This window comes from Arenibacter certesii DSM 19833 (assembly GCF_000429545.1).
In the GTDB taxonomy this organism is placed as follows: Bacteria; Bacteroidota; Bacteroidia; order Flavobacteriales; family Flavobacteriaceae; genus Arenibacter; species Arenibacter certesii.
In genome coordinates this window covers 118,827-145,122 of the sequence record NZ_AUCB01000004.1, presented here as the reverse complement: position 1 = coordinate 145,122, position 26,296 = coordinate 118,827, and the positions used below count along the sequence as shown (strand labels likewise).

22 protein-coding genes are annotated in these 26,296 nt (G+C 37.0%); 10 read left to right on the top strand and 12 right to left on the bottom strand.

The window, feature by feature from the left end:
* The 7 genes from G466_RS0101655 to G466_RS0101620 form a co-directional block, all read right to left on the bottom strand.
* The gene (locus tag G466_RS0101655) at positions 1–1,338 is read right to left on the bottom strand and encodes an ABC transporter permease (protein WP_026812076.1); all 1,338 of its coding nucleotides are present in this window, start codon (positions 1,336–1,338) and stop codon (positions 1–3) included.
* Positions 1,335–2,267 (bottom strand): ABC transporter ATP-binding protein, encoded by a 933-nt coding sequence (locus G466_RS0101650; RefSeq protein ID WP_026812075.1) that lies wholly within the window; start codon positions 2,265–2,267, stop codon positions 1,335–1,337. The genes G466_RS0101655 and G466_RS0101650 overlap by 4 nt, the downstream gene beginning before the upstream one ends.
* Before the next feature lie 242 nt (positions 2,268–2,509).
* Positions 2,510–3,631: a molecular chaperone DnaJ gene (dnaJ, locus tag G466_RS0101640; protein WP_026812074.1), complete on the bottom strand. Its 1,122-nt coding sequence runs from the start codon at positions 3,629–3,631 to the stop codon at positions 2,510–2,512.
* Positions 3,632–3,640: 9 nt separating this feature from the next.
* Complete coding sequence (locus G466_RS0101635; RefSeq protein ID WP_373296581.1) at positions 3,641–4,150, bottom strand: nucleotide exchange factor GrpE; 510 nt, start codon at positions 4,148–4,150, stop codon at positions 3,641–3,643.
* A 298-nt stretch (positions 4,151–4,448) separates the two neighbouring features.
* Complete coding sequence (locus G466_RS0101630; RefSeq protein WP_026812072.1) at positions 4,449–5,408, bottom strand: TIGR01777 family oxidoreductase; 960 nt, start codon at positions 5,406–5,408, stop codon at positions 4,449–4,451.
* Between the two features lie 126 nt (positions 5,409–5,534).
* On the bottom strand, positions 5,535–6,194 hold the full coding sequence (gene mnmD / locus G466_RS0101625) for a tRNA (5-methylaminomethyl-2-thiouridine)(34)-methyltransferase MnmD (protein ID WP_026812071.1): 660 nt from the start codon (positions 6,192–6,194) through the stop codon (positions 5,535–5,537).
* A gap of 4 nt (positions 6,195–6,198) precedes the next feature.
* On the bottom strand, positions 6,199–6,699 hold the full coding sequence (locus G466_RS0101620; protein WP_026812070.1) for a DUF4920 domain-containing protein: 501 nt from the start codon (positions 6,697–6,699) through the stop codon (positions 6,199–6,201).
* Between the two features lie 107 nt (positions 6,700–6,806).
* On the opposite strand from G466_RS0101620, the gene G466_RS0101615 reads away from it, so the two are divergent.
* Positions 6,807–7,877: a branched-chain amino acid aminotransferase gene (locus G466_RS0101615; protein WP_189356643.1), complete on the top strand. Its 1,071-nt coding sequence runs from the start codon at positions 6,807–6,809 to the stop codon at positions 7,875–7,877.
* 135 nt (positions 7,878–8,012) lie between these two features.
* Here G466_RS0101615 and G466_RS0101610 read toward each other — a convergent pair whose 3' ends face one another.
* Positions 8,013–8,414: a pyrophosphohydrolase domain-containing protein gene (locus G466_RS0101610; RefSeq protein ID WP_026812068.1), complete on the bottom strand. Its 402-nt coding sequence runs from the start codon at positions 8,412–8,414 to the stop codon at positions 8,013–8,015.
* Positions 8,415–9,125: 711 nt separating this feature from the next.
* On the opposite strand from G466_RS0101610, the gene crcB reads away from it, so the two are divergent.
* The 4 genes from crcB to G466_RS0101585 all read left to right on the top strand — a co-directional run bounded on the left by crcB (position 9,126) and on the right by G466_RS0101585 (position 12,946).
* Positions 9,126–9,497, top strand: a complete 372-nt coding sequence (gene crcB / locus G466_RS0101600) for a fluoride efflux transporter CrcB (RefSeq protein ID WP_026812066.1) — start codon at positions 9,126–9,128, stop codon at positions 9,495–9,497.
* Positions 9,498–10,142: 645 nt separating this feature from the next.
* Positions 10,143–10,481, top strand: a complete 339-nt coding sequence (locus G466_RS0101595) for a P-II family nitrogen regulator (protein WP_026812065.1) — start codon at positions 10,143–10,145, stop codon at positions 10,479–10,481.
* A 28-nt stretch (positions 10,482–10,509) separates the two neighbouring features.
* Positions 10,510–11,763 (top strand): ammonium transporter, encoded by a 1,254-nt coding sequence (locus G466_RS0101590; protein ID WP_026812064.1) that lies wholly within the window; start codon positions 10,510–10,512, stop codon positions 11,761–11,763.
* Between the two features lie 121 nt (positions 11,764–11,884).
* The gene (locus G466_RS0101585) at positions 11,885–12,946 is read left to right on the top strand and encodes an outer membrane beta-barrel protein (protein ID WP_308427477.1); all 1,062 of its coding nucleotides are present in this window, start codon (positions 11,885–11,887) and stop codon (positions 12,944–12,946) included.
* Positions 12,947–13,019: 73 nt separating this feature from the next.
* Here the strand turns inward: G466_RS0101585 and G466_RS0101580 are convergent, their stop codons facing one another.
* The 3 genes from G466_RS0101580 to G466_RS0101565 all read right to left on the bottom strand — a co-directional run bounded on the left by G466_RS0101580 (position 13,020) and on the right by G466_RS0101565 (position 16,240).
* Positions 13,020–13,667 (bottom strand): DUF1684 domain-containing protein, encoded by a 648-nt coding sequence (locus tag G466_RS0101580; RefSeq protein WP_026812062.1) that lies wholly within the window; start codon positions 13,665–13,667, stop codon positions 13,020–13,022.
* A gap of 276 nt (positions 13,668–13,943) precedes the next feature.
* Positions 13,944–15,356 carry an alpha/beta hydrolase gene (locus tag G466_RS0101570; protein WP_026812061.1) on the bottom strand — a complete coding sequence of 471 codons (1,413 nt, stop codon included), beginning with the start codon at positions 15,354–15,356 and terminating at the stop codon, positions 13,944–13,946.
* Between the two features lie 431 nt (positions 15,357–15,787).
* Positions 15,788–16,240, bottom strand: coding sequence for an Lrp/AsnC family transcriptional regulator (locus G466_RS0101565; RefSeq protein ID WP_157373786.1), 453 nt, complete (start codon positions 16,238–16,240; stop codon positions 15,788–15,790).
* A gap of 179 nt (positions 16,241–16,419) precedes the next feature.
* Between G466_RS0101565 and G466_RS0101560 the strand changes: the two genes are divergently transcribed.
* A complete protein-coding gene (locus tag G466_RS0101560) occupies positions 16,420–16,752 on the top strand; it encodes a hypothetical protein (RefSeq protein WP_240488296.1) in 333 nt (110 codons plus the stop codon).
* Positions 16,753–17,034: 282 nt separating this feature from the next.
* On the opposite strand, the gene G466_RS0101555 is transcribed toward G466_RS0101560, so the two are convergent.
* Positions 17,035–20,493: a methylmalonyl-CoA mutase family protein gene (locus G466_RS0101555; RefSeq protein WP_026812058.1), complete on the bottom strand. Its 3,459-nt coding sequence runs from the start codon at positions 20,491–20,493 to the stop codon at positions 17,035–17,037.
* A 246-nt stretch (positions 20,494–20,739) separates the two neighbouring features.
* On the opposite strand from G466_RS0101555, the gene purU reads away from it, so the two are divergent.
* The 4 genes from purU to G466_RS0101530 all read left to right on the top strand — a co-directional run bounded on the left by purU (position 20,740) and on the right by G466_RS0101530 (position 25,925).
* Positions 20,740–21,591 (top strand): formyltetrahydrofolate deformylase, encoded by an 852-nt coding sequence (purU, locus tag G466_RS0101550; protein WP_026812057.1) that lies wholly within the window; start codon positions 20,740–20,742, stop codon positions 21,589–21,591.
* Positions 21,592–21,733: 142 nt separating this feature from the next.
* Positions 21,734–22,444 carry a DUF4197 domain-containing protein gene (locus tag G466_RS0101545; protein ID WP_026812056.1) on the top strand — a complete coding sequence of 237 codons (711 nt, stop codon included), beginning with the start codon at positions 21,734–21,736 and terminating at the stop codon, positions 22,442–22,444.
* Between the two features lie 536 nt (positions 22,445–22,980).
* Positions 22,981–24,453: a helix-turn-helix domain-containing protein gene (locus G466_RS0101540; RefSeq protein WP_169720728.1), complete on the top strand. Its 1,473-nt coding sequence runs from the start codon at positions 22,981–22,983 to the stop codon at positions 24,451–24,453.
* 560 nt (positions 24,454–25,013) lie between these two features.
* Entirely contained in the window at positions 25,014–25,925 is a 912-nt protein-coding gene (locus G466_RS0101530; RefSeq protein WP_157373785.1) for a hypothetical protein, read from the top strand.
* Positions 25,926–26,296: the final 371 nt, after the last annotated feature.

The window sequence follows — 26,296 nt, the reverse complement described above, 5'->3', positions numbered from 1 at the left end:
CTAATATTTCAGCCATTTAAATATATCCTTGTACGATGGCTTTTTACCGTACATTAGGATTCCTACCCTATAAATTTTAGCTGCCAACCATACAATTCCAATGAAGGTAACAACTAGCAGTGCAATAGAGACCAACAATTCCCATACAGGAACTCCCCCTTCCCCTATCCCACCAGGAAGACGCATGAGCATAACGATTGGGGAGGTTAGCGGAAATAATGAAAATCCCACAGCAATTGGACCGTGTGGGTTATTAAAAACGGAAAAGAACCCCACATAAATAGCCAACATTAAAGGAAGAATAATTGGAAATATGAACTGTTGTGTATCTGCTTCATTGTCTACTGCTGCACCTATTGCCGCATATATAGAGCTATAAATCAAATAACCAAGAATAAAATATATCATAAAAAATGTGATCAACATTGCCCATGGTATTTTAAAAAGTTCATTGGCGTACAACTGCATTGTAGTCTCCGAATTAGCAAAATTCGCAGCTCCTCCAATAAGTCCGGGCGTGTTTTCTGCACCTGAATTGAGTGCTGAAGGGTCTATTCCAAAAATAAAAACTAACATCCCTAGCAACAAGCTCGCAGAAATTATCCATATTACAAACTGTGTGATACCCGCCAAGGAAGTGCCAATAATCTTACCCAGCATCAATTGAAAAGGCTTAACGGAGGAGATAATTACCTCTACTATCCTGCTTGTTTTTTCCTCAATAACGCTTCGCATTACAAATCCGCCATATATTATGATAAACATCATAATTAGGTAACCAAACCCACCACCGATAAATGCTTTAATTTCATTGATACCTTTCAGATTCTGTTCTCCTGAAAAAGTAGTCGTATTTATTTCAAAACTCAGGTCCAACTTATTAAAATCGGATGCAGACACCCCTAGGTCCTGCAATCTTTCCATACGCAATCTATTTTCAAAAACCGATTCCAAATTAGTCACTACGGAAGAACCAGGAGCATCTTTGGTATAAAAAACAGCATTTTCGGCTACCCTTTCCAGGTTTGGTGCGTTTGGAATGTACAGTAGCCCATATAAACCCATTTTAATAATGGAGTCCTTGGCCGCTTCCAAATCCACATCCCTAAATTTAACATAGGAAGTATTATCAGTACCCTGAAAGTCCGTAGAAAAATAGTCGCTCTGATTTAACACTCCAATTACCCTTGTTTCATTATCATTGACTTTGGTCAGATAAACGATTAAGGCTATCATGCCTACCATAAGAATGGGACTCAGAAAAGTCATGACTACAAAGGACTTATTACGCACCTTGGCTAAATATTCCCGCTTAATGATGAGTCCTAATTTACTCATATTGGCTGCTTATTTTGAACTGTTTTAATAAAAATGTCATTTGCTGATGGAATAGTTTCCGTGAAGTGATTTACGTTGGCCTTCCCAGATAAATGGGTTAAAAAGGCACCAGTATCATTTGAAGGTAGTTGTACCGTAAAATTTAACTGTTGGCCGTTGTCTACATACTCAGAAGATAGAATCTGAAATTTATCCTTTAGATCATCTAGTATGCCATTAGAACTATGGAGTCCTAACCCAACCTTATATATATTGTTTTTATAGGCATTCTTTATATCACTAAGCTTACCATCCAGTAATTTTTCGGACTTATGGATCAGCGCTATATACTCACATAGTTCTTCCACCGACTCCATTCTATGTGTAGAGAAGATAATGGAAGTTCCGTTTTCTTTAAGTCGTAGAATTTCATCTTTAATAAGATTAGCATTAATAGGATCAAAACCACTAAAAGGCTCGTCAAATATTAATAGCTTAGGCTCATGTAATACGGTAACAATAAACTGAATTTTTTGGGCCATCCCTTTGGAAAGCTCTTGGATTTTTCTGTTCCACCAATCCCCGATCTCCAATCGCTCAAACCAATATTTTAATTTGGCTTTGGCTTCAGATTTGGACATACCCTTCAGTTGGGCGAGATATAAGGCCTGTTCGCCAACCTTCATACTTTTATAGAGCCCTCTCTCTTCCGGCAGGTATCCAATCATTGAGATATGCTTCGCTTCCAGAGGCTTACCATCAAAAATTATAGTGCCCTGGTCTGGATAGGTAATCTGATTGATAATTCGGATAAGAGTAGTCTTTCCTGCTCCATTGGGCCCCAATAGACCATAAATACTATTCTTAGGGATTTCCAATGATATTTTGTTAAGGGCTATATGGTTACCATATTTTTTAGTAACCTCATTAGCGACCAATATATTATTCATTTCAACTATTTCCTCAAAGATATATAATTGCTGCAGAAATGGGTGATAGGAAATTTATAAAATGTTCCTTACTATCCTTTTTCAGCATTTTTAACATAAGGAAGAATAAGATGAAAAAAGGGGATTACAAAAACAAAACCCACCCTTAACGAATCAAGGATGGGAAAAAAATTGCTATGAAAAAGAAGATATTGGTTTCCCAATATCCTTTCAAATATACATTTTAATTTTTAAAGTACTCTTTATGAAAACATATCCTTTACCTTTTCAAAAAAGGATTTATCGGATCTTTCTGGCCTAGGCTCAAAATTCTCATTGTTTTGCATACGCTCAAAGAACTCTCTTTGTTCCTTATTCAGTTCTTTAGGGGTCCAGACATTTACATGCACCAATAAATCTCCGCTTCCATAACCACTAAGGCTAGAAATACCTTTCCCTCTTAGTCTTAATATTTTTCCGGATTGAATACCAGCCTCTAATTTTATCCTCACTTTACCGCCTACCGTATCAATTTCCTTAGAGGTGCCCAAAACTGCATCTGAATAACTAATATACAGATCGTAATGTAGGTTGTCTCCTTCCCTTTTTAGGGTTGGATGCTCTTCCGTTTCAATAGCAACCAAAAGGTCTCCCGGTATACCATCTCCTGGCGCATCGTTACCTTTATTAGGAACTTTTAGTTGCATTCCTTCCTCTACTCCTGCCGGTATGTTGATGCTTACTGTTTCTTCCGAAACTTTTAATCCTTGAGCATCCGCATCACTTGGTTTAGAATCTATGATTTGCCCACTACCACCACACGCACTACAAGTAGCTGCAGTTTGCATTCTACCTAAAATAGTGTTGGTGATTTTGGTTACTTGTCCCCTACCTCCACAGGTACCACAGGTTTTATAAGTTACTCCCTCGGCTTGGACTTTCCGTTTTACTTTAACGGTTTTTTCTACACCATTAGCAATTTCCTCTAGGTTAAGTTTCACACGGATTCTTAAATTGCTTCCTTTGGACCTTCTTTGACCTCCTCCGCTAAATCCTGAGAAACCACTAAAACCACCGCCACCAAAAGCACCGCCAAAAATGTCTCCGAACTGACTGAAGATGTCATCCATATTCATTCCGCCGCCGCCAAATCCGCCGCCACCTTCGAATGCTGCATGTCCGTATTGGTCATAACGCGACTTCTTATTAGGGTCACTTAGCACCTCATAAGCTTCGGCCGCCTTTTTAAACATTTCTTCCGCCTTGGCATCCCCGGGATTTTTATCCGGATGGAACTCAATTGCTTTTTTACGATATGCTTTTTTTATTTCGGCTGCGCTTGCATTTTTTCCAATGCCTAAAATATCATAATAATCCTCCTTCATACTCTGTTTTTAATTTCCTACGACAACTTTAGGATGACGAATTATCTTATCGCCCAGTTTATACCCCTTTTGAATTACGTCTATTATTTTGCCTTTTAATTTCTTATCTGGAGCGGGAACTTGCGTTACGGCATCATGAATTTCTGCATCAAAATCATCCCCTTCTTTTACCTCTACTTCCAAAAGTCCTTTACTTTTAAGTGTTTCTCTTAGCTTATTATTTATAAGCAACACTCCTTGATACATTCCATCATCGTCTGATTTTGAAATTTCAGCTAAAGCCCTATCAAAATCGTCCATTACTGGCAACAATGACAAAATTACCTCTTGTCCGGCTGTTTTAAACAAGTCCATCCTTTCCTTAGAGGTGCGTTTTTTATAGTTTTCGAACTCGGCAAAAAGACGTAAAAACTTATCTTTTTCCTTTCCCAGATCTTCCTTAAGTTGTTCTTCTACACTTAATTCCTCTCCCAACTCCACTTCTGATTCAGCCTCTTGATCTACTTCGTTCTGATCCATATTTTTCAAGACTTCATCTTCCATCTCTTTTGCTTTATTTTCCTTGCTCATTTAATTTACATTTATAAACTACCGAATTTGAATTAGCAAAAGTACTGCCAAATCTTATAAAATGTCATATTGTCATAAAACTTTCCTCACTATGTGTGATTATCATGCAATAACGCTTGCCAACCTGTTCCGTTCAGGTGTGGTTATAATATTCATCAGCATTTTTTGCACCCTATTTCATGGGCTTATAACTACAAAAAATCCGCCAATGGCGGATAGGAACTACTGACTTATTCTTCTTAAAATTTTAAGTTATAAATTCTTCCTGATAGGTTGAATCCGAGTCACAATTTTGTTTTTCATTGTAAATTTCTCCTAGAGCCCTACATATATTAGCGTATCCAAAATTGAATCCAGTTGCTTCAATTTTTTTACTGCTTACACGCTGACTAGCAAATAGTAAATAAGACATATCTCCTAGCGCTAACTGCAATGCCACTCTTGGTACGTTAGGTAAGAATAAGGGCTTCTTTAAAGCTTTCGCTATCTCTTTGGTGAGCTTAGCATTACTTACCGGATTAGGGCCAACACCATTATAGACACCTGTTAGCTCGGCTTCCACTATATGTAAAAATATTGCTGCAAGATCTTGAACATGAATCCAAGATTGCCATTGTTTTCCAGAACCAAGGGAAGCTCCTAAGTAATATTGAATTGGCTTCGCCATTTTTGGTAAGGCACCACCGTTACTAGACAAGACCAGCCCGGTCCTAACCTTGGCGACTGCAATATTAAATTTCTCAAATTTATCTGCTTCCTCTTCCCAAAGACTTACAACTTCTCCCAGAAAGCTATCATCCACTCTTTTATCTTCTTCGGTATAGTAGTTGGAAGGGGAATTTGGATAAATTCCCATGGCAGATGCCGATACCATAATATCGATAGCATGTTCATCCAGGTTTTCCAAGGCACCAGCGAGGGTTCTTAACGAGTCTAACCTACTAGAGCGTATCTTTTCTTTATTTCTTTTGGTCCAACGTTGGGCTATACTTGCTCCCGCAAGATTTATAATTGCACTGACTCCGGAAAAGCAATTAGAATCTATTTCGTTCTTAGACGGATTCCAATAAAACCCTTTATATCCTTCTTCAGAAACAATTTTCTTTTTGCTAGTAGTTAGATAGTTCACCTCAATACCCCGCTCCTTGCACAGTTTTGTGATTTCAGTACCTACCAAACCAGTTGCACCTGTAATTAAAATTCTCATAGCCTATTCCTAAACTTTCGCTAAAGGTATAGGTTTTTGTTCTTGGAGGTTCTCTATTTAGTTTAGGTTTAACAGTCTAAACCCCGTAATTGTTAAGGTTTCCCTAATACAAAACCAAGATTATCCCTATTTAGTTGCACGTAGCATTTCCCTTTTCCCTGGAGGACCAGGTAACCTTTCCACGGTAAAACCCACTGATTGCATGGCGCGCCTTACTGCACCTTTTGCCGCATAGGTCACCAAAACTCCTTCTACCTTTAGTGCATTATACATCGCAAGAAATATTTCCTCCGTCCATAGCTCAGGTTGTACCCTAGAACCAAAAGCATCAAAATAAATAAGATTATATTCCTCAGATTCCGAGATGTCCCTAAAATCCATTTTCCGCTTTAAAAGTCGAAAGTTATCTGACACCTCATGTAGAGCACCCCAACTGGTTTCGTGCATTTTTAGATAATGGGGCTCAAATTTTTCTGCATTCAACGCTTTACTATAATCCAATAGGGCTAGCTCTTCCATTTTTACAGGGAAGGCCTCTACACCATTATAGGTGATTTTAAGTCCAAATTTTTCCGCTTCCAAAAAGGTTATAAAGGCGTTTAGACCAGTACCAAATCCAATTTCTAAAATAGCTAGACCTTGGTCTTGAAAAAGAGAGAGCCCATTTTTTATAAATACGTGATACGCTTCCTGAATGGCCCCGTGAGTGGAATGGTACTGTTCGTTCCAGTCCTCTATTTGAATGGTTTTTGAACCATCTGCTGTAGTAATTATTTTTCTTTTCACCTTATTATTTTAACAACACCCCGTCTGCCACAAAGGAATAGGTTTTTTTAGGCTGTATAATTTGAGCAATTTCCTCTTTGGTCTTTCCCCCATCCTCAGCAAAATGTCTTTGTTCCTCCACACTCATCTCCTCTACAAAAGCAAGACCATTTACCACCACCTCTCTTCCTTCAATATCCTTAGGCATAAAAAAGCCATAATCTTTAAACTTCACCATCACTTCATTGTCCTGCCCCAACTGTAATTTCATCCAACACCCTTTAGACTTACAAACCTCTTTTACAATGGCAGAAAATTTAGTGGAAAGAGTATCTAAAAGTTGCATTTTTTGATATTCCTCGAACATTATTTTGTGATTACTGGCATCTTTATCGCCTATTTGAGCACCAAATACCTCAACGTTCACCGCTGTTAAAGGCTCCGGTTGTGGTTTCAGAGATTTTGCCCCTTGCTTACAACCAACAAAGACAACAAAAACCATTATTAAAATGTTAAAATATTTCATTATTATCAGTTTTTAAAACGACTAAACAAAATTGGTTATTTTTAGTTGAAAAACGAAGTACCAGTGCTGTTTATTGTTTAATTTTATTCCTTTAAACATAAAGTGCTATGCAAACTATTTCAGACACTATAAAAGTTGAGAAGGTTAAGACTTCCAAGATTGACAAAGTAGATTTTAATAATTTAGCGTTCGGCAAAGTACTCGCAGATCATATGATGGTATGTGACTACAAGAACGGGGCATGGGAAACACCAAAAATTGTTCCTTACCAACCAATCACCTTAGATCCATCAGCCAAAATCTTTCACTATGGGCAATCTGTTTTTGAAGGAATGAAAGCGTACAAGGATGCCGATAATAAGGTGTGGTTATTTCGCCCTTTAGAAAACCAGAAGCGTATCAATATCTCGTGCAAACGTCTTGCTATCCCAGAAATTCCTGAAGACTACTTTATGGAGGGATTAAAAGCCCTTTTAAAAGTAGATCACAAATGGATACCCACTGCCGAAGGCAGCTCCTTATATATTAGACCATTTGTCTTTGCCTCGGGCAATGGATTTCATGCTTCGCCTGCCGATGAATATAAATTTATTATCGCCTGTGCTCCATCCGGTTCATATTTTGCTGGGAAGGTAAAAGTATTGATTGAGGAAAAATATTCCCGATCCGCTAACGGAGGTGTTGGTTTTGCTAAAGCAGGTGGTAACTATGCTGGGCAATTTTACCCTACACAACTGGCTGTAGAAAAAGGGTATAACCAAGTAATTTGGACCGATGATAATACGCATGAATATATAGAAGAAGCCGGTGCGATGAATATCTTTATTAGGATTAACGACACCTTGCTTACTAGCCCTACAAGTGATCGTATTTTAGATGGGATTACTAGAAAAAGTTTAATCGAAATTGCAAAAGACGAAAACATTAAGGTAGAAGTGAGGCCTATTACCGTAAAAGAAGTGATAGAAGCCTCTAAAAATGGAAGCCTAAAAGAAATGTTTGGTGCTGGTACAGCTGCTGTCATCTCCCCCATTTCAACATTTGGGCACAAAGATCAAGATTATGACTTACCGGAATTAGAGAACAGCTACGCCTCTATTCTGAAAAAAAGAATTACGGACATTCAGTATAACAAGGCAGAAGATAAATTTGGCTGGAGATACCAAGTAAGTATCTAAACCTCAAATTTTTAATACTTAAATATCCTTCCATAGGAAGCATTAATATAATACCTAAGTAAAAAATAAAAATTGACTAAGCCACTCTTTTCACATTAAGAGTGGCTTTTTATTTTCCATAGAAACAACATCCAATTAGTAAGCCTCTTTAGGTTTATTAAGAATAGCAGATATGTTTGGCTCAACAAAATTAGGACCCTTCAATACTTTTCCATCTTCCCTATACACTGGTCTGCCATCTTCCCCCAATTTACTCATATTACTTCTTTGTATTTCCTCAAAGACCTCCTCTATCTTATATTGCATTCCGTGCTCCAATATGGTACCACATAAAATATACAGCATATCCCCAAGTGCATCTGCCACCTCCACCAAATCGTTATTGTTGGCAGCCTCTAGGTATTCCCTATTTTCCTCATCCATCAGATTAAAACGAAGCTTATTCTTTGCGGCCCCCAGATTCGCCTTCATTTCCTTAGACACACCTAATCCAAAAGAATTATGGAACAATTCTACAGCATTTAGTTTACGTTGCATTTGTATGAGTTATTTAGATTAGATTTGCATAAAAATATGAATATGTTCAGTACGGGACAATTAATTTTTGCAGCCCTTTTCTTTATTTCATTCGTCATTATTATTATATATTCCTATCAAAAAGACAAAACTCTTCATCATAAGTATTACAAGGGCGTTAAATGGGTAGGACTTTTCTTCTTATTATTTGTTTTAATGCTGTTTATTATTAAGTTTTACAATAAAAATTAACTCTTTTCCAAAGATTTCCATATAAATCGACTTTCAACCATCATTTTAATCTTTTCCACCCCTACCTATACTAAAACGAGTAATTTTACGTTATATATCTAAATCCCAGTTGAATGGTCACTTTTTTTAGTATATTTTCTGTTTTGATTGTCCTAAACATCCTATTGTTTTTATCGAGTTTACACCACCACTCCAAAAAGAGTAAAAATTCTGCAAAAAACATTTCGAAGTCGACACCAATAATCTTTCCTCTAAATATAATAGAAGCGAAATATAAAAAGGCAGTATAATTTCTTTACTTGTAACATCTACCTTTCCCTTTTCATTCCTTAATTAAAAGAAAACTCGCTTCTCTTAAATCCCTCCATTTTAAAGATAAAGTTCTACATATGCACTTAAAGGCTCTTTTTTGATACCATGAACAGCTGAGGTACGCCATTTTTTTAGTTACTTTGACAACCAAATGAAACAAATGACCGGATGAAACAACTTATACTTGTATTCTTAGGGGGTGGCACTGGTAGTATTTTAAGGTATTTAACTAGCAAGGCGTTAAATGGTTCCTTCCAAAATTTTTATCTAGGGACTTTTTTAGTAAATATTATAGGATGCCTATTGATTGGTTTTATTCTTGGCCTTTCCGCAAAGAATGATTTACTGACACAAAATCAGGCACTCCTTCTAACTACAGGATTCTGCGGAGGTTTCACAACTTTTTCCACTTTTGCCTTGGAGCAGCAGACTTTCTTAAAAAACGGTGATTTCTTAAATTTCACCTTTTATACAGTAGCAAGTATTCTGGTAGGGATTTTAGCGGTAATGTCCGGCTTCTGGCTATCCAGGGCTTTTTAGATTTAGCTACTCCAAAAATACCTTTTTCACCAATTAGATTTATGAAGGTGCCTCACCCTGGTTCCTAAACCACCTATCCCATCAACATCTTTTCAAAGCAGTTACCCATCAGTACTATATCAGAGCGTCTATATATGCGATATCCTAAAGTTAAGCCCGTAAAGAAAACTACTGATAAAGTATGAACGACCACCTAATCGGAGCGGGCAGGCCCTGCTGTTCGGAACGGACAAGCACACGTTGGAATATTCAAACTTCAATTAGTGGGTAATTAGAATTTCAAACTTCCTATAATAATTGGACAAATAGCTATAAGTAGACATACTTACTTCCTTAAAAGGATCAAAAGACTAGTTGATAAAAACTTATAAAAATAACCCTATCTGAAGAATTTCCTTATCAAATCATCACGTTGACTTTTCTTTATTCAACAAATCACGCATAGCAATGCATTTACTTCAAAAATAAGGGTAAATCACTTTCAACAATCAATTCACATTATAAAAATAATTACAATATTTATACGTACCCCCTAAATTATAGGGGTGCATTTTAAATATTTTGCATAAATAATACATTATACCCCATTTTTAAATGGGGGTATTTGGTTTTAAATTATTTTTAGAAAAAATTAACAATTCTAACATGAAGAAAATCGAAGCAATTATTCGGAAATCAAAATTTGACGATGTCAAAAAAGCGTTGCATCAAATTGAAGTCAATTTTTTCAGCTATTGGGATGTTACGGGGGTAGGAAATGAAAAACAGGGCCACGTCTATAGGGGAATTTCCTATAGCACCACGGACATTCAACGCCGATATCTATCCATTGTAGTATCGGACGAATTTATGGAAAGAACGGTCAATACCATCTTAGAAACCGCTTACTCCGGCAATGTTGGCGACGGGAAGATATTTATCTCGGAAATCCAAGAAGCTTATCGAATAAGAACCAAGGAACGCGGATCAGCAGGCATCAACTAAAAAAAATAAAACAAAAAACAAAGACAATATGGACGTAGGACTATTTACAGCAAACAATATATGGATGATGATTTGTACGGCACTCGTATTTTTTATGCATTTAGGATTTTCATTATTGGAAATTGGCTTAACAAGACAAAAAAACACAATCAATATTTTATTCAAAAACATATTTATCATATGCTCAGGACTTATACTATACTATTTTATAGGATTTAACCTAATGTACCCCGGTAGTTTTAATGGGTTTCTAGGCTTTGCAGGTTTTGGCTTAGATGCACCCATATTAGCAAACGGCAGTTTGGATCTCAGCTACAATGAAGGATATACTTATTGGACAGATTTCCTTTTCCAAGGTATGTTTGCAGCTACCGCTGCTACCATTGTATCCGGGGCAGTTGCCGAAAGGATAAAGCTGGGGCAATTTATGCTATTCACCGTCATATATATTGCTTTCATATACCCTATAGTTGGATCGTGGCAATGGGGAGGCGGATTTTTATCTACCCTTGGCGGAGAAGGTGCTGGTTTTTACGATTTTGCGGGATCTACTTTAGTGCATTCTGTGGGAGGTTGGGCCGCTTTAATGGCAATTTATGTATTAGGCCCTAGAATAGGCAAGTTTAAGGAAGATGGATCGCCCAATGCAATACCAGGCCATAACATACCTTTGGCTACTGCCGGTGTGCTCATCTTATGGTTAGGCTGGTTTGGATTTAACGGAGGGTCCGTTTTATCTGCAGATCCCGCCACCACTTCCATTGTTCTAGTCACTACTTGTCTTGCTGGTGCCGCAGGTGGAATAGGATCGTTTATACTTTATTATTTCCGATACAAGAATTTTGACCTAACTATGATGCTGAATGGAATTTTGGGCGGATTAGTAGGAATTACCGCAGGAGCAGATTTAATGTCGCCTTCAGAAGCTATCCTTATTGGGTTAATAGCAGGATTCGTAATAATATTTGGAGTTGCCCTAATAGACCGCCTAAGATTAGATGATCCCGTTGGAGCCGTAGCAGTGCACCTAATATGTGGTATCTGGGGAACCCTTGCCGTAGGTATTTTTGGAGCCAAGGCCGGAATGACACAATTTCTATATCAACTTTCAGGAGTTGCTATCATTGGCCTGTTCTGCTCTCTTATGGCTTTTATAATTTTAACAACCATTAAAAAGACTTCTGGAATAAGGGTTTCTACCGAAGAGGAAGAGGAAGGTTTAGATATACACGAACACGGAATGTATGCCTATGCAGATTTTAGAATGAATCAACATGAATAACCACCTGAGGAAAAATGACAACGGAGCGTTTTACAGAACGCTCCGTTAATAACCATTCCCTATTAATCAAATAATTTATTTGCACATCCCTACCAGGATATAAACTATTAAAATTATGAAAATGATTGTACACACAAATTACGGAAAATATTTCCTAACATTCCTATTCACCCTGCTATATACAGCAATATTTTCACAGGATAAAGATTCCGAAACCAATAAAATCTCCCTAACCGGAAGTATAGATACCTACTTCCGAGTTAACCTCAACGGAGATAATAGTTTTAATGAGGCATCCGGACTCCCCAATGCTGCCCCCGGTAGTTCTTTTGCAAATTTACCAGGCTTTGCCTTAGGAATGGCCAATGCCATAATAAGTTACGAAAGAGAAAAAGTAGGTTTTGTTGGAGATCTGGTTTTTGGTCCGCGTGGGACCGATGCCATTTTTGCCTCCCCAATATATTCCGCAACCGGAAATATAGTTAACCAACTATATGCGTATTGGAAGGTACACGAATCGATAAAATTAACACTCGGAAATTTTAATACCTATATGGGGTACGAGGGAATATCCCCAACGGCAAATTTTAATTACAGTACTTCCTATTTATTTTCTTACGGCCCCTTTTCACATACTGGCCTAAAAGTAGATATTGCTTTATCGGAGAAATTCAACCTTATGTTAGCAGTTATGAATCCTACCGATCAAACAGAGTTAAATCCCACAGGTAAATATGCCTTGGGCGCTCAATTGGCGTATGACGGGCAAAATTTAAATATACTAACCGAAGACGGAGCCTATGAAATTGATTTTACTGGTGGTTTTAATTTATCTGATCAGGTATATCTAGGATTAAACGCCGCACTATATGATAATGATGGATTAGGCTTTGCAGGAGTAGCCATCTACCCTCAATACATCACTTCAGATACGGTTTCCCTTGGACTAAGAGCTGAATATTTCTCTGAAATCGGCGATTATGGAGCAATAGGCACGGGATTAGAGGATACAGAGGTATTTGCGCTAACATTAACAGGAAGTACCAAAATAGGAGACTTAACAATTAAGCCAGAATTGAGGCTGGATAGTGCCACTGAAAAATCGGTTAACTTTCAAAATAAAGACTTACAACCCCAAAAGCATTTATCCTCCTTTGTCCTTGCCGCTATCTATGTTTTTTAGGACAGGGTTAAACTAGATGCCTACTACAAAAAAAAGGTCCGATCATTTAAAATGATCGGACCTTAAAATACTTTTATTTATCAAATGCCTTTACTCCTGCTCTAATTGGAGTATCCAATCTATTTTGTTTAGGCACTACCGGACACGAGTATTTGGCGTTATAGGCACAATATGGATTATAAGCCATGTTAAAATCCAATAGTATAGTATCCCCTTTCGGAATTGCCAAATCCAAATACCGACCGCCTTCATAGGTTTCTTCCCCATTCGTGAGATCGGAAAATGGCAAGAAAAGATAATCCTTAAAATTAGCTTGTTGCCTTAATTCTGTGTTCTGATACACTTCTAACTCATGCTCTTTCCCATTAAGCTTAAAACTGATTTTGGCATAAACCACCTCTTCGGTCCTATCACCTGTAGTTGTGGGCATTAAAAATGGCAAGGCTTCAGGAGTTCTAGTAATTCTAGCCATAACTTGATAGGTACTGTCTGGAGCAAAAAAATCTAGGCTAGCAAAATTCTTTCTATAGCGATCTGGTAATGGAGAAGTTTCCGGGTTTTTAAACTCCGCATTTAATTTTGCTTGAAATTCATAAACATCGGATAGGCTCCCTGCATTGGAAATTAATTCATTTGCCGGTTGTTTATCGTGATATCTCTTAGTTTCCTTACAGCTCAACACCAATAACAACACCACCAAAATCATCCTAAATCGCCACATAGTTCTTTTTTTTATGCAAAAATACACTTCTTTCTCGCTTTATTAAATTCCCCATCAAATATCCATACCAATCATACTCCTTTATTGGTTTTAGGGGATACCTCATAAGCTATTTAATAATCCACATCCCAAAAATTGGTAAGCACTAGTTAATAGACAACGATTTTAAAAAGCATAACAAAGGCCTCGTTTTTCCGCATTGATAAAATAAAGAACCTTACTACAGCAATACCCTCCTTAGTAAACCAATGGAGCATACTCTTCCTTAACAATGTATTACTCCTCAATAACTTCGTAGCGAGCCTTCTTTAGGTATTTCTCCACTACCTGATTAAATTCCGGGGTAATTCTCAAGAGGCCCGTATCATCAAGCTGATATAGCTTTGTTTTATCGGTATACCCATTCTTCAATAATTCCTCCAAATAAAATAAAGAAGTACCAAAATCCTCTATTCGTGCACTATTCGAAATAATTTTCAAATAATAACTATATTCCATTGGCTGCGTAACTGTTTTTAGCATCCAAAGAAGGCTTAAGGCATCATAATCAATTTCTTGATCAGCCTCTAAAATATCAATATTGTCTTCTATAAGCGCATTAATAAACCCGAGTAGCCGCTTACCCATTTGTTGCTCAGCAAGGATTTTAGAGTTTTCATATTTTTTAAGCTCCTCCATTTGATAAATCCACCATCCAATATTCTTATAGTTGTAAGTAGCAATATCCTCTCCTAAATAATAAATATAATCATCCTTAAGAAAGGATTCTTTTAACATAGCATTACTTTCATGACGCCTCATGGCCTTAAAGCCCTTATCCTTTTTAATTCGTTTTTTTATTGTTTTTAACGTATCCGTCTCCCTAAGAGAACCAAACACATCTTGCATACCCTCTAAGAAGTCATCAGCTTCTAATAGTTTATACGAATTAATTAAACTACCAAGTTCCGATAAGTTCTTTTTATAGGTATTATTGATATACAGACTATCCTTATCAATGTGCCCTTTTGCCATAGCAGACAAGGTCCATCTTTCCATTGCATTTTTAAAATATTTACTTTCTGGCCATTTGTGACCACCATCAAATGTCATTAAATTGTTGGGTATTTTAAGTTTATCGAATCTTGCTTTGGTTGCCAACATATTTTCATAGGCAAAATCTTCCCTTCCGATAATTCCAATAAAATAAAAGGATTGGTTGCCATCCATTACTTCCAAGTTTGGAAATATGGCACCACTGGCGACAACACCGGACACCCCTCTAATAAATAGGGGCACCATACTGGCAAATTGTCCGCCTTCCGAAAATCCACCAGCATAGGTTCTATTTTTATGAATTGGCAAAAGCTTAACCACGGCATTGAAAACTCTGCCCGCAATCATAATATTTTGCGAGGTAGATAGGGTATCGCTCAGATTATTAGGCGAAGCCAAAATATAACCCTGATCCTCTGCAGCCTCCCTAAACATACCTAATGCTTGCTTTCCCCTTCCTTCCATATCAAAAACAAAGAGGACTGGCCAATTCTTATCCACATTAAAAGTGGTAGGTAGAAATAGGGAGAAACTCTCGGATATAGAATCCTTCACCGAGATAGAATCCATTACTACCCCCTTCTTTAAAGCAAATTCCTGCGCATTAGCGCCTAAAACCGCTCCTAATAATAATAATATCGTAAATTTCCTCATAGACAAGATGGCATCAATTATCTAGCCAAGTTATTAATTACTACCAATTAGGATCACTATCACACTATTCCTGATCCAAGATATTTCAAAAAAGGGCGCAAATTCACGCCCGATTTACCGTATTAAAGAAAACAATAAATACTGCAACATCAAAACCAAAAAGGGGATACATACAAAACTTTTTAAAACAACACTTCACTGCAAATTAATTCTTTTTTATCCTACTTCTTCCTTGGTTGATCAATTTTGTTAGACGTCGGGAAACTACTTTTCTCCTTAACGGATATAAGCCGAATAGCTAGCCAGATATATTAGGCTTCGGTTGAATATAAAAGCCCCTACCTTAAACGCTAAATACCCCTTATTTTTAGCATCTTAAGACTAAAGAACTTAGTATGCCCTATAAAATTGAATACTTAGTACGAATCTTATTAGCTATCACTTTTTCTAATGGGCGCATTAGAAACTACATCGGACAACACAATATGAGTTCTAGTTTCCCCGTATTGAATAAGTTTATCAATAAATTTTTCCAAATGAAATTGGTCTTTTAACACCACCATCATAATTATATTCTCATTACCAGTAATCCGGTAACAGTTAACTACTTCCTCAAATGAGTGGACCGCTTCTAAAAATGGCTTTAATTTCCCCATAAAGGCCCGCAAAGTAATAATCGCTTTCAGCTGATATCCTGTATGAGAATGGGATACGACGGCTTTGTATCCTGAGATTATTCCGATGTCTTCCATCTTCTTCACACGCTCACCTACTGCTGGGGCAGTTAAGCCAACTTTTCTACCAATATTCGCGAAAGATTCACGAGCATTTTCTTGAAGGGATTTTAAAATCTTCCAATTAAGGGCGTCTATTTTTGCTTTCAAAGTAAAATTGATTAATAATATTTGTTTTCAATAGCTAAATTACGCTTTTACCATACAAACCAAATCTATTTTCTGTAAATTCAATGTAACTTTATGATATAAAAGCTGTTGTACTTAAAATGCCATACAAAAACCTTAGTTCGATTCCAATTTATCGTAAATCTCTGGATCTCTTACAGATGAGCAGGGAAATTGCGTCTTATGTTTCGCATAACAAGGATTTATTAAAATTATATCAATCTAACAGTTTACGCGATAATATTGCCGATTCCCTACTTACAGATTCCATCCTTATACCTCAACAAATTGCCGCTGCCGAACAATCAGAATCCTATGCGGTAAGGATGAGAAGCGCCACCTTTATTAATATTATCATCAAGAATATTAATTCCTATTGCATAGGCTTGGAAAAAGATGGAGTAAAGGAAAAGGAATATCTAAATCTTCTCCGCAAGGAAGTTAAGAGCTTTAGAAGAATGTACAAGGTCTGGAGACGATCCATGAGGCACTAAGTTTGCTGTTTCAAATTTTCCATAAAGGTATATTTACGTAGCCCTACGCAAAGCGACTACTTGTGTTAATTATGGGGTATATTTAATTTTACGCGCCTACAAAAACCAATCTGATCCTTTTAAAACCATTGATTTGAACAAAGGCGTATTATAAGGAGCTAAACTGAATAATAAAATTGAATACCCTTATTTAATTTTGCCAAAAACTTCCACAATGCCTCCGTCAATCATCATAATTAGCTGGAATTCCGCTTCCTGTTTCAAAATATAAGTCATCCCATTTTACATATTCCTTCTATATTGCCCCCCCACCTCAAACAAGGCATGGGTGATTTGGCCCAAGGAGCAGTATTTAGTTACCTCCATTAGACTTTCAAAAATATTTTCGTTTTTAACGGCTACTTTCTGCAAGGATTCTAATTTGGATTGAACAAAGTCCTGATTCATTTCATGCAAATTATTTAGAGTCTGAATTTGATCTTGTTTCTCCTTTTCAGTAGCTCTAATTACTTCTGCAGGTAGCACCGTTGGGGAGCCTTTGGAACTTAAATAAGTATTAACTCCAATGATAGGGAATTCTCCATTGTGCTTTAAAGTTTCATAATACAGGCTCTCCTCCTGAATTTTAGAGCGTTGATACATCGTCTCCATTGCACCTAACACTCCTCCTCGCTCTGTAATCCGGTCAAACTCCAACAATACGGCTGCTTCCACTAAATCGGTTAGCTCCTCGATTATAAACGAACCCTGCAAAGGATTTTCATTTTTAGCGAGTCCTAATTCTTTATTAATAATTAATTGTATGGCCATAGCTCTACGAACAGACTCCTCTGTAGGCGTTGTTATTGCCTCGTCATAAGCATTGGTATGCAGCGAGTTACAATTATCATAAATAGCATACAAAGCTTGTAATGTGGTCCTAATATCGTTAAAATCGATTTCTTGGGCATGTAGACTCCTACCAGAAGTTTGAATGTGATATTTTAACATCTGTGCCCTAGGATCTGCTCCATATTTTATTTTCATTGCCTTTGACCATATCTTTCTAGCTACTCTCCCAATTACAGCATACTCGGGATCTATTCCATTGGAGAAGAAAAAAGAAAGATTGGGACCAAACTTATTTATATCCATTCCCCTACTTAGGTAATATTCCACATAGGTAAATCCGTTGGCTAGCGTAAAGGCAAGTTGCGTAATAGGATTAGCACCCGCTTCGGCAATATGGTATCCAGATATGGAAACTGAATAGAAGTTACGAACTTGATTTTTAATAAAATATTCTTGTACATCACCCATTAACCTTAGGGCAAACTCCGTGGAAAAAATACAGGTATTCTGGGCTTGATCTTCCTTTAAAATATCGGCCTGCACTGTTCCTCTAACCTGCTTTATGGTCTTTTGCTTTATATCATTATATACATCCTGAGGCAAAACCTGATCACCAGTCACCCCTAAAAGCATTAATCCCAAACCATTGTTCCCTTTAGGTAAAGTGCCATGATATTTAGGCCTTAACTCTTGCTTTCCATGAAAAATGGCTTTAATTTTCTTTTCCACTTCTTCTTGCAGGCCGTTTTCCTTAATATACTTCTCACAATTTTGATCTATGGCAGCATTCATAAAATACCCCAACAACATAGGAGCAGGTCCATTTATCGTCATGCTTACAGAGGTCATTGCATCACTTAAATCGAATCCGGAATACAGCTTTTTGGCATCGTCCAAACAACATACAGAAACACCGGCATTCCCAATTTTGCCATAGATATCGGGCCTTCTATCGGGATCGCTCCCGTAGAGGGTAACCGAATCGAAAGCCGTGGACAATCTTTTTGCAGGCAAACCTAGGCTAACATAATGAAATCGTCTATTGGTTCGTTCTGGGCTACCTTCCCCCGCAAACATTCTTGTGGGATCTTCCCCTGCTCGCTTAAAGGGATATAATCCTGCTGTATAGGGGAATTGCCCTGGTACATTTTCCTGAAGCCTCCATACAAGGAGATCTCCCCATGCTTTATATTTTGGAAGTGCAATTTTAGGTATTTGGGATTGCGAAAGCGAGGTGGTATGCGTGGCCATTTTAATCTCTTTCCCTCTCACCTTAAAAATATATTCTGGCTTTTTATACTGTGATACCGTATGCTCCCAATCTAGTATCATTTTCCAATAATGTGGATTCAAATTCATCTTTAACGAATCAAACTGAGCACACAATAAGCTGATAAACTGACTTTTATCCTCATCTTCTATCAGTTGATACACTTTTTCTAATGCAATTCCCGTATCAGAAAGAATCTCATTATTATCTTCTGGCGCATCCGAGCCTAAAACGGAGATTATAGTCGTAAAAATTCCATATAATTGCTGTGCCAGGTTAGATTGTTCCTTAGCATTAAGATCATATTGCCTGTTGCTTTCTGCAATTTCCGACAAATACCTTGTTCTAGCAGGAGGAATAACAAACAACTTTTCCTCATTCCCCTCTGTTAACACAAAGGAAGATTTTAAGGACGTTTCTGTCTTTTCTGCCAGGGTAGTCATTATGGAATGGTATAATCTATTCATCCCTGGATCATTAAATTGCGATGCTATAGTTCCAAAAACTGGAAGTTCTTCGTGTTTAGCCTCCCATAGGCCGTGGTTGCGAACGAATTGCTTTCTTACATCCCTAATTGCATCCAAGGCTCCTCTTTTATCGAACTTATTAATAGCCACTAGATCAGCAAAATCCAACATATCAATTTTCTCCAGTTGGGTTGCCGCACCAAACTCGGGCGTCATTACATAAAGAGACACATCGCTATGCTCTGTTATGGCAGTATCAGATTGTCCAATTCCTGATGTTTCCAAAATAATAAGATCAAACTTTGCACCCTTTAGCACCCTCACAGCTTCATCTATGTGCTTAGACAGCGTTAAGTTAGATTCTCTTGTTGCCAAAGAACGCATATAAACCCTTGGATCATTGATTGAGTTCATCCGAATACGATCTCCTAAGAGGGCCCCTCCCGTTTTCCTTTTAGAAGGATCCACCGATATTATCCCTATAGTCCCATCGGAGAAATCCATTAGAAATCGCCTTACCAGCTCATCTACCAAACTAGATTTACCTGCTCCTCCTGTTCCAGTAACTCCCAAAACAGGAACCTGTTTATCATTCCCGTTTAATATAGCTGCGTGCTTCTTAAATTCGGCATTTCTATTTTCTGCAAGACTGATTAGTCTTGCTATAGTTGAGAAATCTTTCTCCTTTAAAAGCTGTTTTAATTGAATAGGATCCTGAGTCCTTAAATCCGGGGTAGGAAAATCACTTTGCTCCACTAAATCATTAATCATCCCTTGAAGCCCCATAGTTCTGCCATCGTCAGGAGCATAAATCCTTGTAATTCCGTACTCCATTAACTCCTTAATTTCTTCTGGGAGGATAACACCTCCTCCACCACCAAAAATTTTAATATGGCCCGCCCCATGCTCCATTAGGAGGTCGCGCATAAATTTAAAGTACTCATTATGTCCGCCTTGATAGGAGGTAATTGCAATAGCGTTTACGTCTTCTTGAATAGCACAGTCTACAACTTCTGACACACTCCTATCATGCCCCAAATGAATAACCTCTACCCCAGTGGATTGGATTATCCTTCGCATCATATTTATTGCCGCATCATGCCCATCAAACAAGGAAGCAGCCGTAACAATACGCACTTTATTGATAGGTTTATAGGTGGACTCTTTTTTCATTTTTAACTTTTTTATGTACTAAATTCAAGTGATTTATAATTTCAACGATTTGGCTAATAGCTTAATTTAACATTAAAACATGATTAACCCTTCATTAATCTATTCGCAATACCAGAGCACCAAATCTTCCGCAATTTAATGAAATCGCAAAAATAATGACCCCAATATTACAATATTATAAAAACAGCTATAATACGCGTCTTTTCCTTTTCAAAATCCTAATTTTAGTGCTTAAAATTTACATACTTGAAAACAACCATTCTTATTCACTGCCCCGATCAATCGGGAATTATTAGCAACGTTACTGGTTTTATCCATAAAAATGGAGGAAATATTATTTACATAGATCAGCATGTAGATAAGGAGGCTGGAGTATTTTTCATGAGATTGGAAAGTGATTTTGAAAAGAACATACCCATAGTCCAAAGCTTAAAACAGCGCTTTGAGAAAGAATTAGCCCTTCCTTACCAAATGGAATGGAGTCTACATCTAGGATCCACAAAACCAAGAATGGCCCTTTACGTTTCTAAATACAATCACTGCCTTTACGATTTGTTAAGTAGATTTCATTCTGGTGAACTTTCGGTAGAAATACCTTTTATATTAAGCAACCATGCCGATCTAGCATATATTGCTGACCAGTTTAACATTCCATTCCACCATATTCCCTATTCAAAAGAAAATAAACTAGCAGCAGAAGAAAAACACATGAGCCTTTTGGAAGATTATAAGATAGATTTTATAGTGCTTGCACGGTATATGCAGATAATTACTCCCAAGATAATAGCCCGTTTTCCGAATAAAATAATCAATATCCATCATTCGTTCCTTCCTGCATTTGCAGGTGCTAAGCCTTACCATGCTGCATTTCGCAGAGGGGTGAAAATTATAGGTGCCACTAGTCATTATGTTACAGAGGAATTAGACGCAGGCCCCATTATAGAGCAAGATGTAACCCGGGTCACCCACGCCCACAGCATAAAAGACTTTATCTCTAAAGGACGAGACTTGGAAAAAATTGTACTTTCGCGAGCAGTAAAGCTACATATCGATAGAAAAACGATGGTTTACAACAATAAGACGGTGATTTTCTCATAGTTATACTATAGCAACCATTGTAGTTCAAAAAATAATATAATAGAGATAAGAAGCTTACCTATCTACGGAAAAGGTGAAGAAAAATCAGTTATCCTTCCGAAATCTGTGAGTAAAGCAAGTGAAACTAATTTATAATAAAGAAATGAGAAGAATATTAATATTGTTAGTCGTATTTCAATTTTTAGGATGTGCAGAATTACAGCAGGTAGTAAATCAAATGCCCCAGGCAGGCACAATTGGAAATAATGAAATTGCCCTTGGTCTAAGGGAAGCATTGGATATGGGCATTCAGAAACAAGTAAGTAAACTCACCCAAACCGATGGTTTTTACAAAAATGAAATGGTAAAGATTATGCTACCCCAAGAGTTACAAAAAGTAGATAAGACACTAAGGGATATTGGACTTTCTAATTTAGCAGATGAGGGCCTAAAGATATTAAATAGGGCAGCTGAAGATGCAGTTAAAGAAGCGACCCCAATATTTGTAGATGCGGTAAAAGGGATTACGTTCGCCGATGCCAGGAATATTTTATTGGGCTCAGACGATGCGGCCACACGGTACCTTACACAGGCAACACAAAACCAACTTTATGATAAATTTAATCCAGTGATAAAACAATCCTTTGAAAAGGTTGGTGCAGACAAGATCTGGAGCAACCTGATTAATAGATACAACGCTATCCCTTTCACTAGTTCTGTTAACCCAGATTTAACGGATTATGTTACTCAAGAGGCCCTAGAAGGGGTATATTCCATGATTGCATTGGAAGAAAAAGAAATTAGAACCAAAACCGCCTCCAGAACTTCTGCCGTTCTTAAGCGCGTTTTTGCCTTACAGGACCAAAGAAACTAAACTTCTTACTAACCAACTTACATTTGGGTATAAGTCAAAAATCAATCCTTAGCTCTACTAGTCCTGGTTTTATAAATTAATTTGCAGCAAAAGATATAGATAATAAACCGCTTTTAACAGGTGTAGATTCACCCTATACTGCTATTAAATAAAAGAGATCCAAAAAACACTTGTCCTGATACATCATGAAAAAGTCTATTTAGTTGTTTTATATAAATAAAAAATGATGAACCCTATTTAAAAAGGTTCACTCAGCTCCCTCTGCAATATTAAACAAGTAAAATTAATTTTAATAGGCTACTAAAATTTGTGATGGGGACCCATACCAGAATCTATATTTTCCATTTGTCAGGGGAATTGTAATTTATAATTCCCCAAACCATGTATATTCATCTCGTAAAAAGATAGCGGCAAGTTCAATTATTTATATGCAATTTTATGCGTTTCTTTGCATGCAATTTATGGCCATAAAGAATTTTATCATAAGCATTATTATTTGTATGCAGCTGCTATTAAGTTCATCCGCATGGTCAAACATGCCAATATCGAACCCTGCAGATTGCACACCCATTACTAATGGTCAAATAACTTCAGTAATTATAGAAAACCTAACTGCTGAGGAGTGTTTTGAACTAGGCAAATGTGAATACCTCCATAAAAATTTCAGCACCGCCTATACCTTTTTTCTATCTGCTTCCCTAAAAGGGCATAAGAACACCCCTGTTTTTAATACGTATTTTGCAGCATGCAAAGCTTCTCTAGATTCCTTGCAAAGCACCAAAAAAGAAAGTTTTGACTATTTAAAAACACAAAACAACATTACCGATCAAATTGTTATAGACAAACTGGATCAAAGAAATCAGGACTTTAAAAACAACCACAACTACCTATTACTCAATCACCTAGTTAATTATTTGTTCCTTACCATATCGGTCGCCGGGTTGTTTATAGCCTTTAGGCTATTATACAAATACCGGAAGAAAGCAACGCATACGATATATTTAGCCATCTTTATGTTAGGAGTCTCTACAATGGTATTAGAACACGCCATGTATTGGCTACAAGACTTTGACTATAACCCAAAGGTATATTTCTTTAAAATTCATTATTACCTATGGGCCCCCTCTCTATATCTATATATTCGTAAAAAATTAACTATCGAACCAAAGACGGCTATAAATGAAATCTTAAGACATTACGGTCTATTCTTTATTTTCTGCATCTTACTTTTAATGGCTGTCAATACAGAAACTACTATTCCCACGTCAAATTTCAAACAGCTTATTACGTTGATTCTACAAAGTCAATTTATCAAATCGATTCATTGCACATTTTATCTAATCTTACTAATTCGACTTTATTGGGAATACAAAAATATACTTAGCCCTTCTAACAATAAATGGTTAATGCTTGCTATTACGTTTTTAGCATTGTTAATGCTAATATTGTATTCTAGAACCCTATACAGTTCTGACTACGATTTTAATTACATCTCCATATATTTTACTGCAATAGCACTTTCGCTCTTTATTTGCCTTTACAGTTTTATGCTATACCTAAAGCCAGATATTATCACCAAGACTGAGAACCTAACGGAAACTGGAATGGATACTGAAAGTGATGTTAAATACAAAAATTCGGGACTAACAGAGGCCATGACAAGTACCTTAAAATCCCAATTGGTAAACTTGATAGAAACCAAAAAAGTATATTTGGACAACGGAATTACTTTGGAAAAATTGGCCAAGGAATTAAACACGGACCGATATAGTATATCACAAGTGATCAACCAAGAGTTTGGCAAGAACTTCTATGAATTTATAAATGACTACAGGGTACAGGAGGCAGTCAACATCATCGAAAATAATAAAGGCAAAATAAAATTGGTAACTGATCTTATTTACGAATCTGGGTTCAACAATAAGGTGTCATTTTACAAAGCGTTTAAGAAACGTAAAAAAACAACTCCCACTCAGTATATTAAAGAGAAATATAAAGATAAGGAATAGGTAGAATTATATATACACAACACCTCTCAAAACAAACTGATTCAACTATTCAAAACACAGAACACACGTTCAGAATAACTTCATCACCCCTTATCCTGTTGCCCTTATTTAAATTTTCGTAGTCAACACTTATATTTAGAACTGACTCTAATCCTAAATATTGAGGGAAGCATCCTTGGATTAGATAGGCAAAACGCAACCAATATCGAATAAATAACCTAGTTGCAAAGCCCCAAAAACTAACGATTAAGCATTCTTTTGCTATAAAAATGTTCCACAAAAGCTTACTACACACAAGATTTAATTCATGTTGGTTGGGATTCATCAGCTGATAAAATTGAAGCAATAATTATCCAAAAATGGGTAGCTTTGAATAGCACCTCTTCCATTGAATTGTGGATTGAAAAACCAGGACCGGGTATCCTGCAGGTTTACCTATCCCTGCAGAATCAGAGGGTGTACGTCCAGTAAGACTACTATACCCAGCATCTGAGGTTGCTAGAAACAAAAAATAATGTTCCTACGCGAAATGTTGGTGACACCTTTACAAGTAACCCATTTTGGAAATAAAATATCAAACGATAAAAAATATAATATATAAAATAAATTACAGAGCTGTCGCCACTGCCGCACTGTTTATGGCTTCATGCGATACCCTTCTCGAACAAGACGAAACTGATTTCGGTCAAGGACCTATATTAGTTCAGTTCGAAAAAACTAAGACAGAACTAAACATCATTAAGGATCCAGAAAACACGCCTATTGATTATGAAGTTCCTATCACTTTTTTTGGCGGAAAAAATGTCCCATTAGATAGAGATGTTGATGTAACAATTGCAACCAGTCCTGATTCCGAGGCTAATGAAGGGGAGGAATTTGAATTAAACCTAACCACCTACACTATTCCTGCTGGGGAAACTTCTGTGATTGCGAGTATAAAGATCCTAACTGAAAAACTAGTTCCCTTTGAATTTAAGAATATCGTTTTAGAAATCACAAACTCATCAGAATCAGTATCAGATGTAAACAGCACAGCTATTACTCTTAAAGCTCTTGATTCCAATACCCTGGCCGGAACTTATACTGTTGAGGTGGGTAAATATTGGAACTCAGGGAATTATAACTCAAGTTTTCCTGGTAGAACCTTTGTAATTGCCGCTATTGCTCCGGGGTTATACAGACATGAAGGTATCGCATTTTGGCCCGATGGAAACGATTTCTATTTTACAGTTGATGAAGAAACTGGGGTTATTAGTGTCTTGGATAAAGATCCGGATAGAACACCAACCTTACTTAATGGATCTCCGATCATGAACTGTGCTGGAGGCCAATTTGAAATGGCACCTTGTACTGATGAGACGAAAAAAGCAACTTTAAAAGACGATGGCCATCATTTGGTTGAACTAACCACCGGTTATTTCAGAGGTGCAGGAGCAACTCGTGAATCTTTACAAAAACTCGTTAGGCTATAGTCGGCACGCTTCTATACTTAGATTATTAAATGAAATTAAAACCGTCCATCCTATCTTGGACGGTTTTTTTATTCAAAACATACCATCACACAAATAACAGCTAATATAAAGAAAGAAATCATCCACTCAAGAACCAAGACTCTCACCTATAGAAAGCACCCATTAATAAATCTTATTTGAAGCTAACAACTTATAAGCACGACTCCTTTGCCTAAGCAAGAGTAAAAAATTTACAATATGAACTAATTAGCTACCATTGATCAAATACAATTATTTCTCTTGATTATGTTTTCCTATGAAAACTGAAGATAAATTTCCGACTAGGATATTCACTCTCTGCGCATTCATTAGGGGCACTCTCTAATACCATT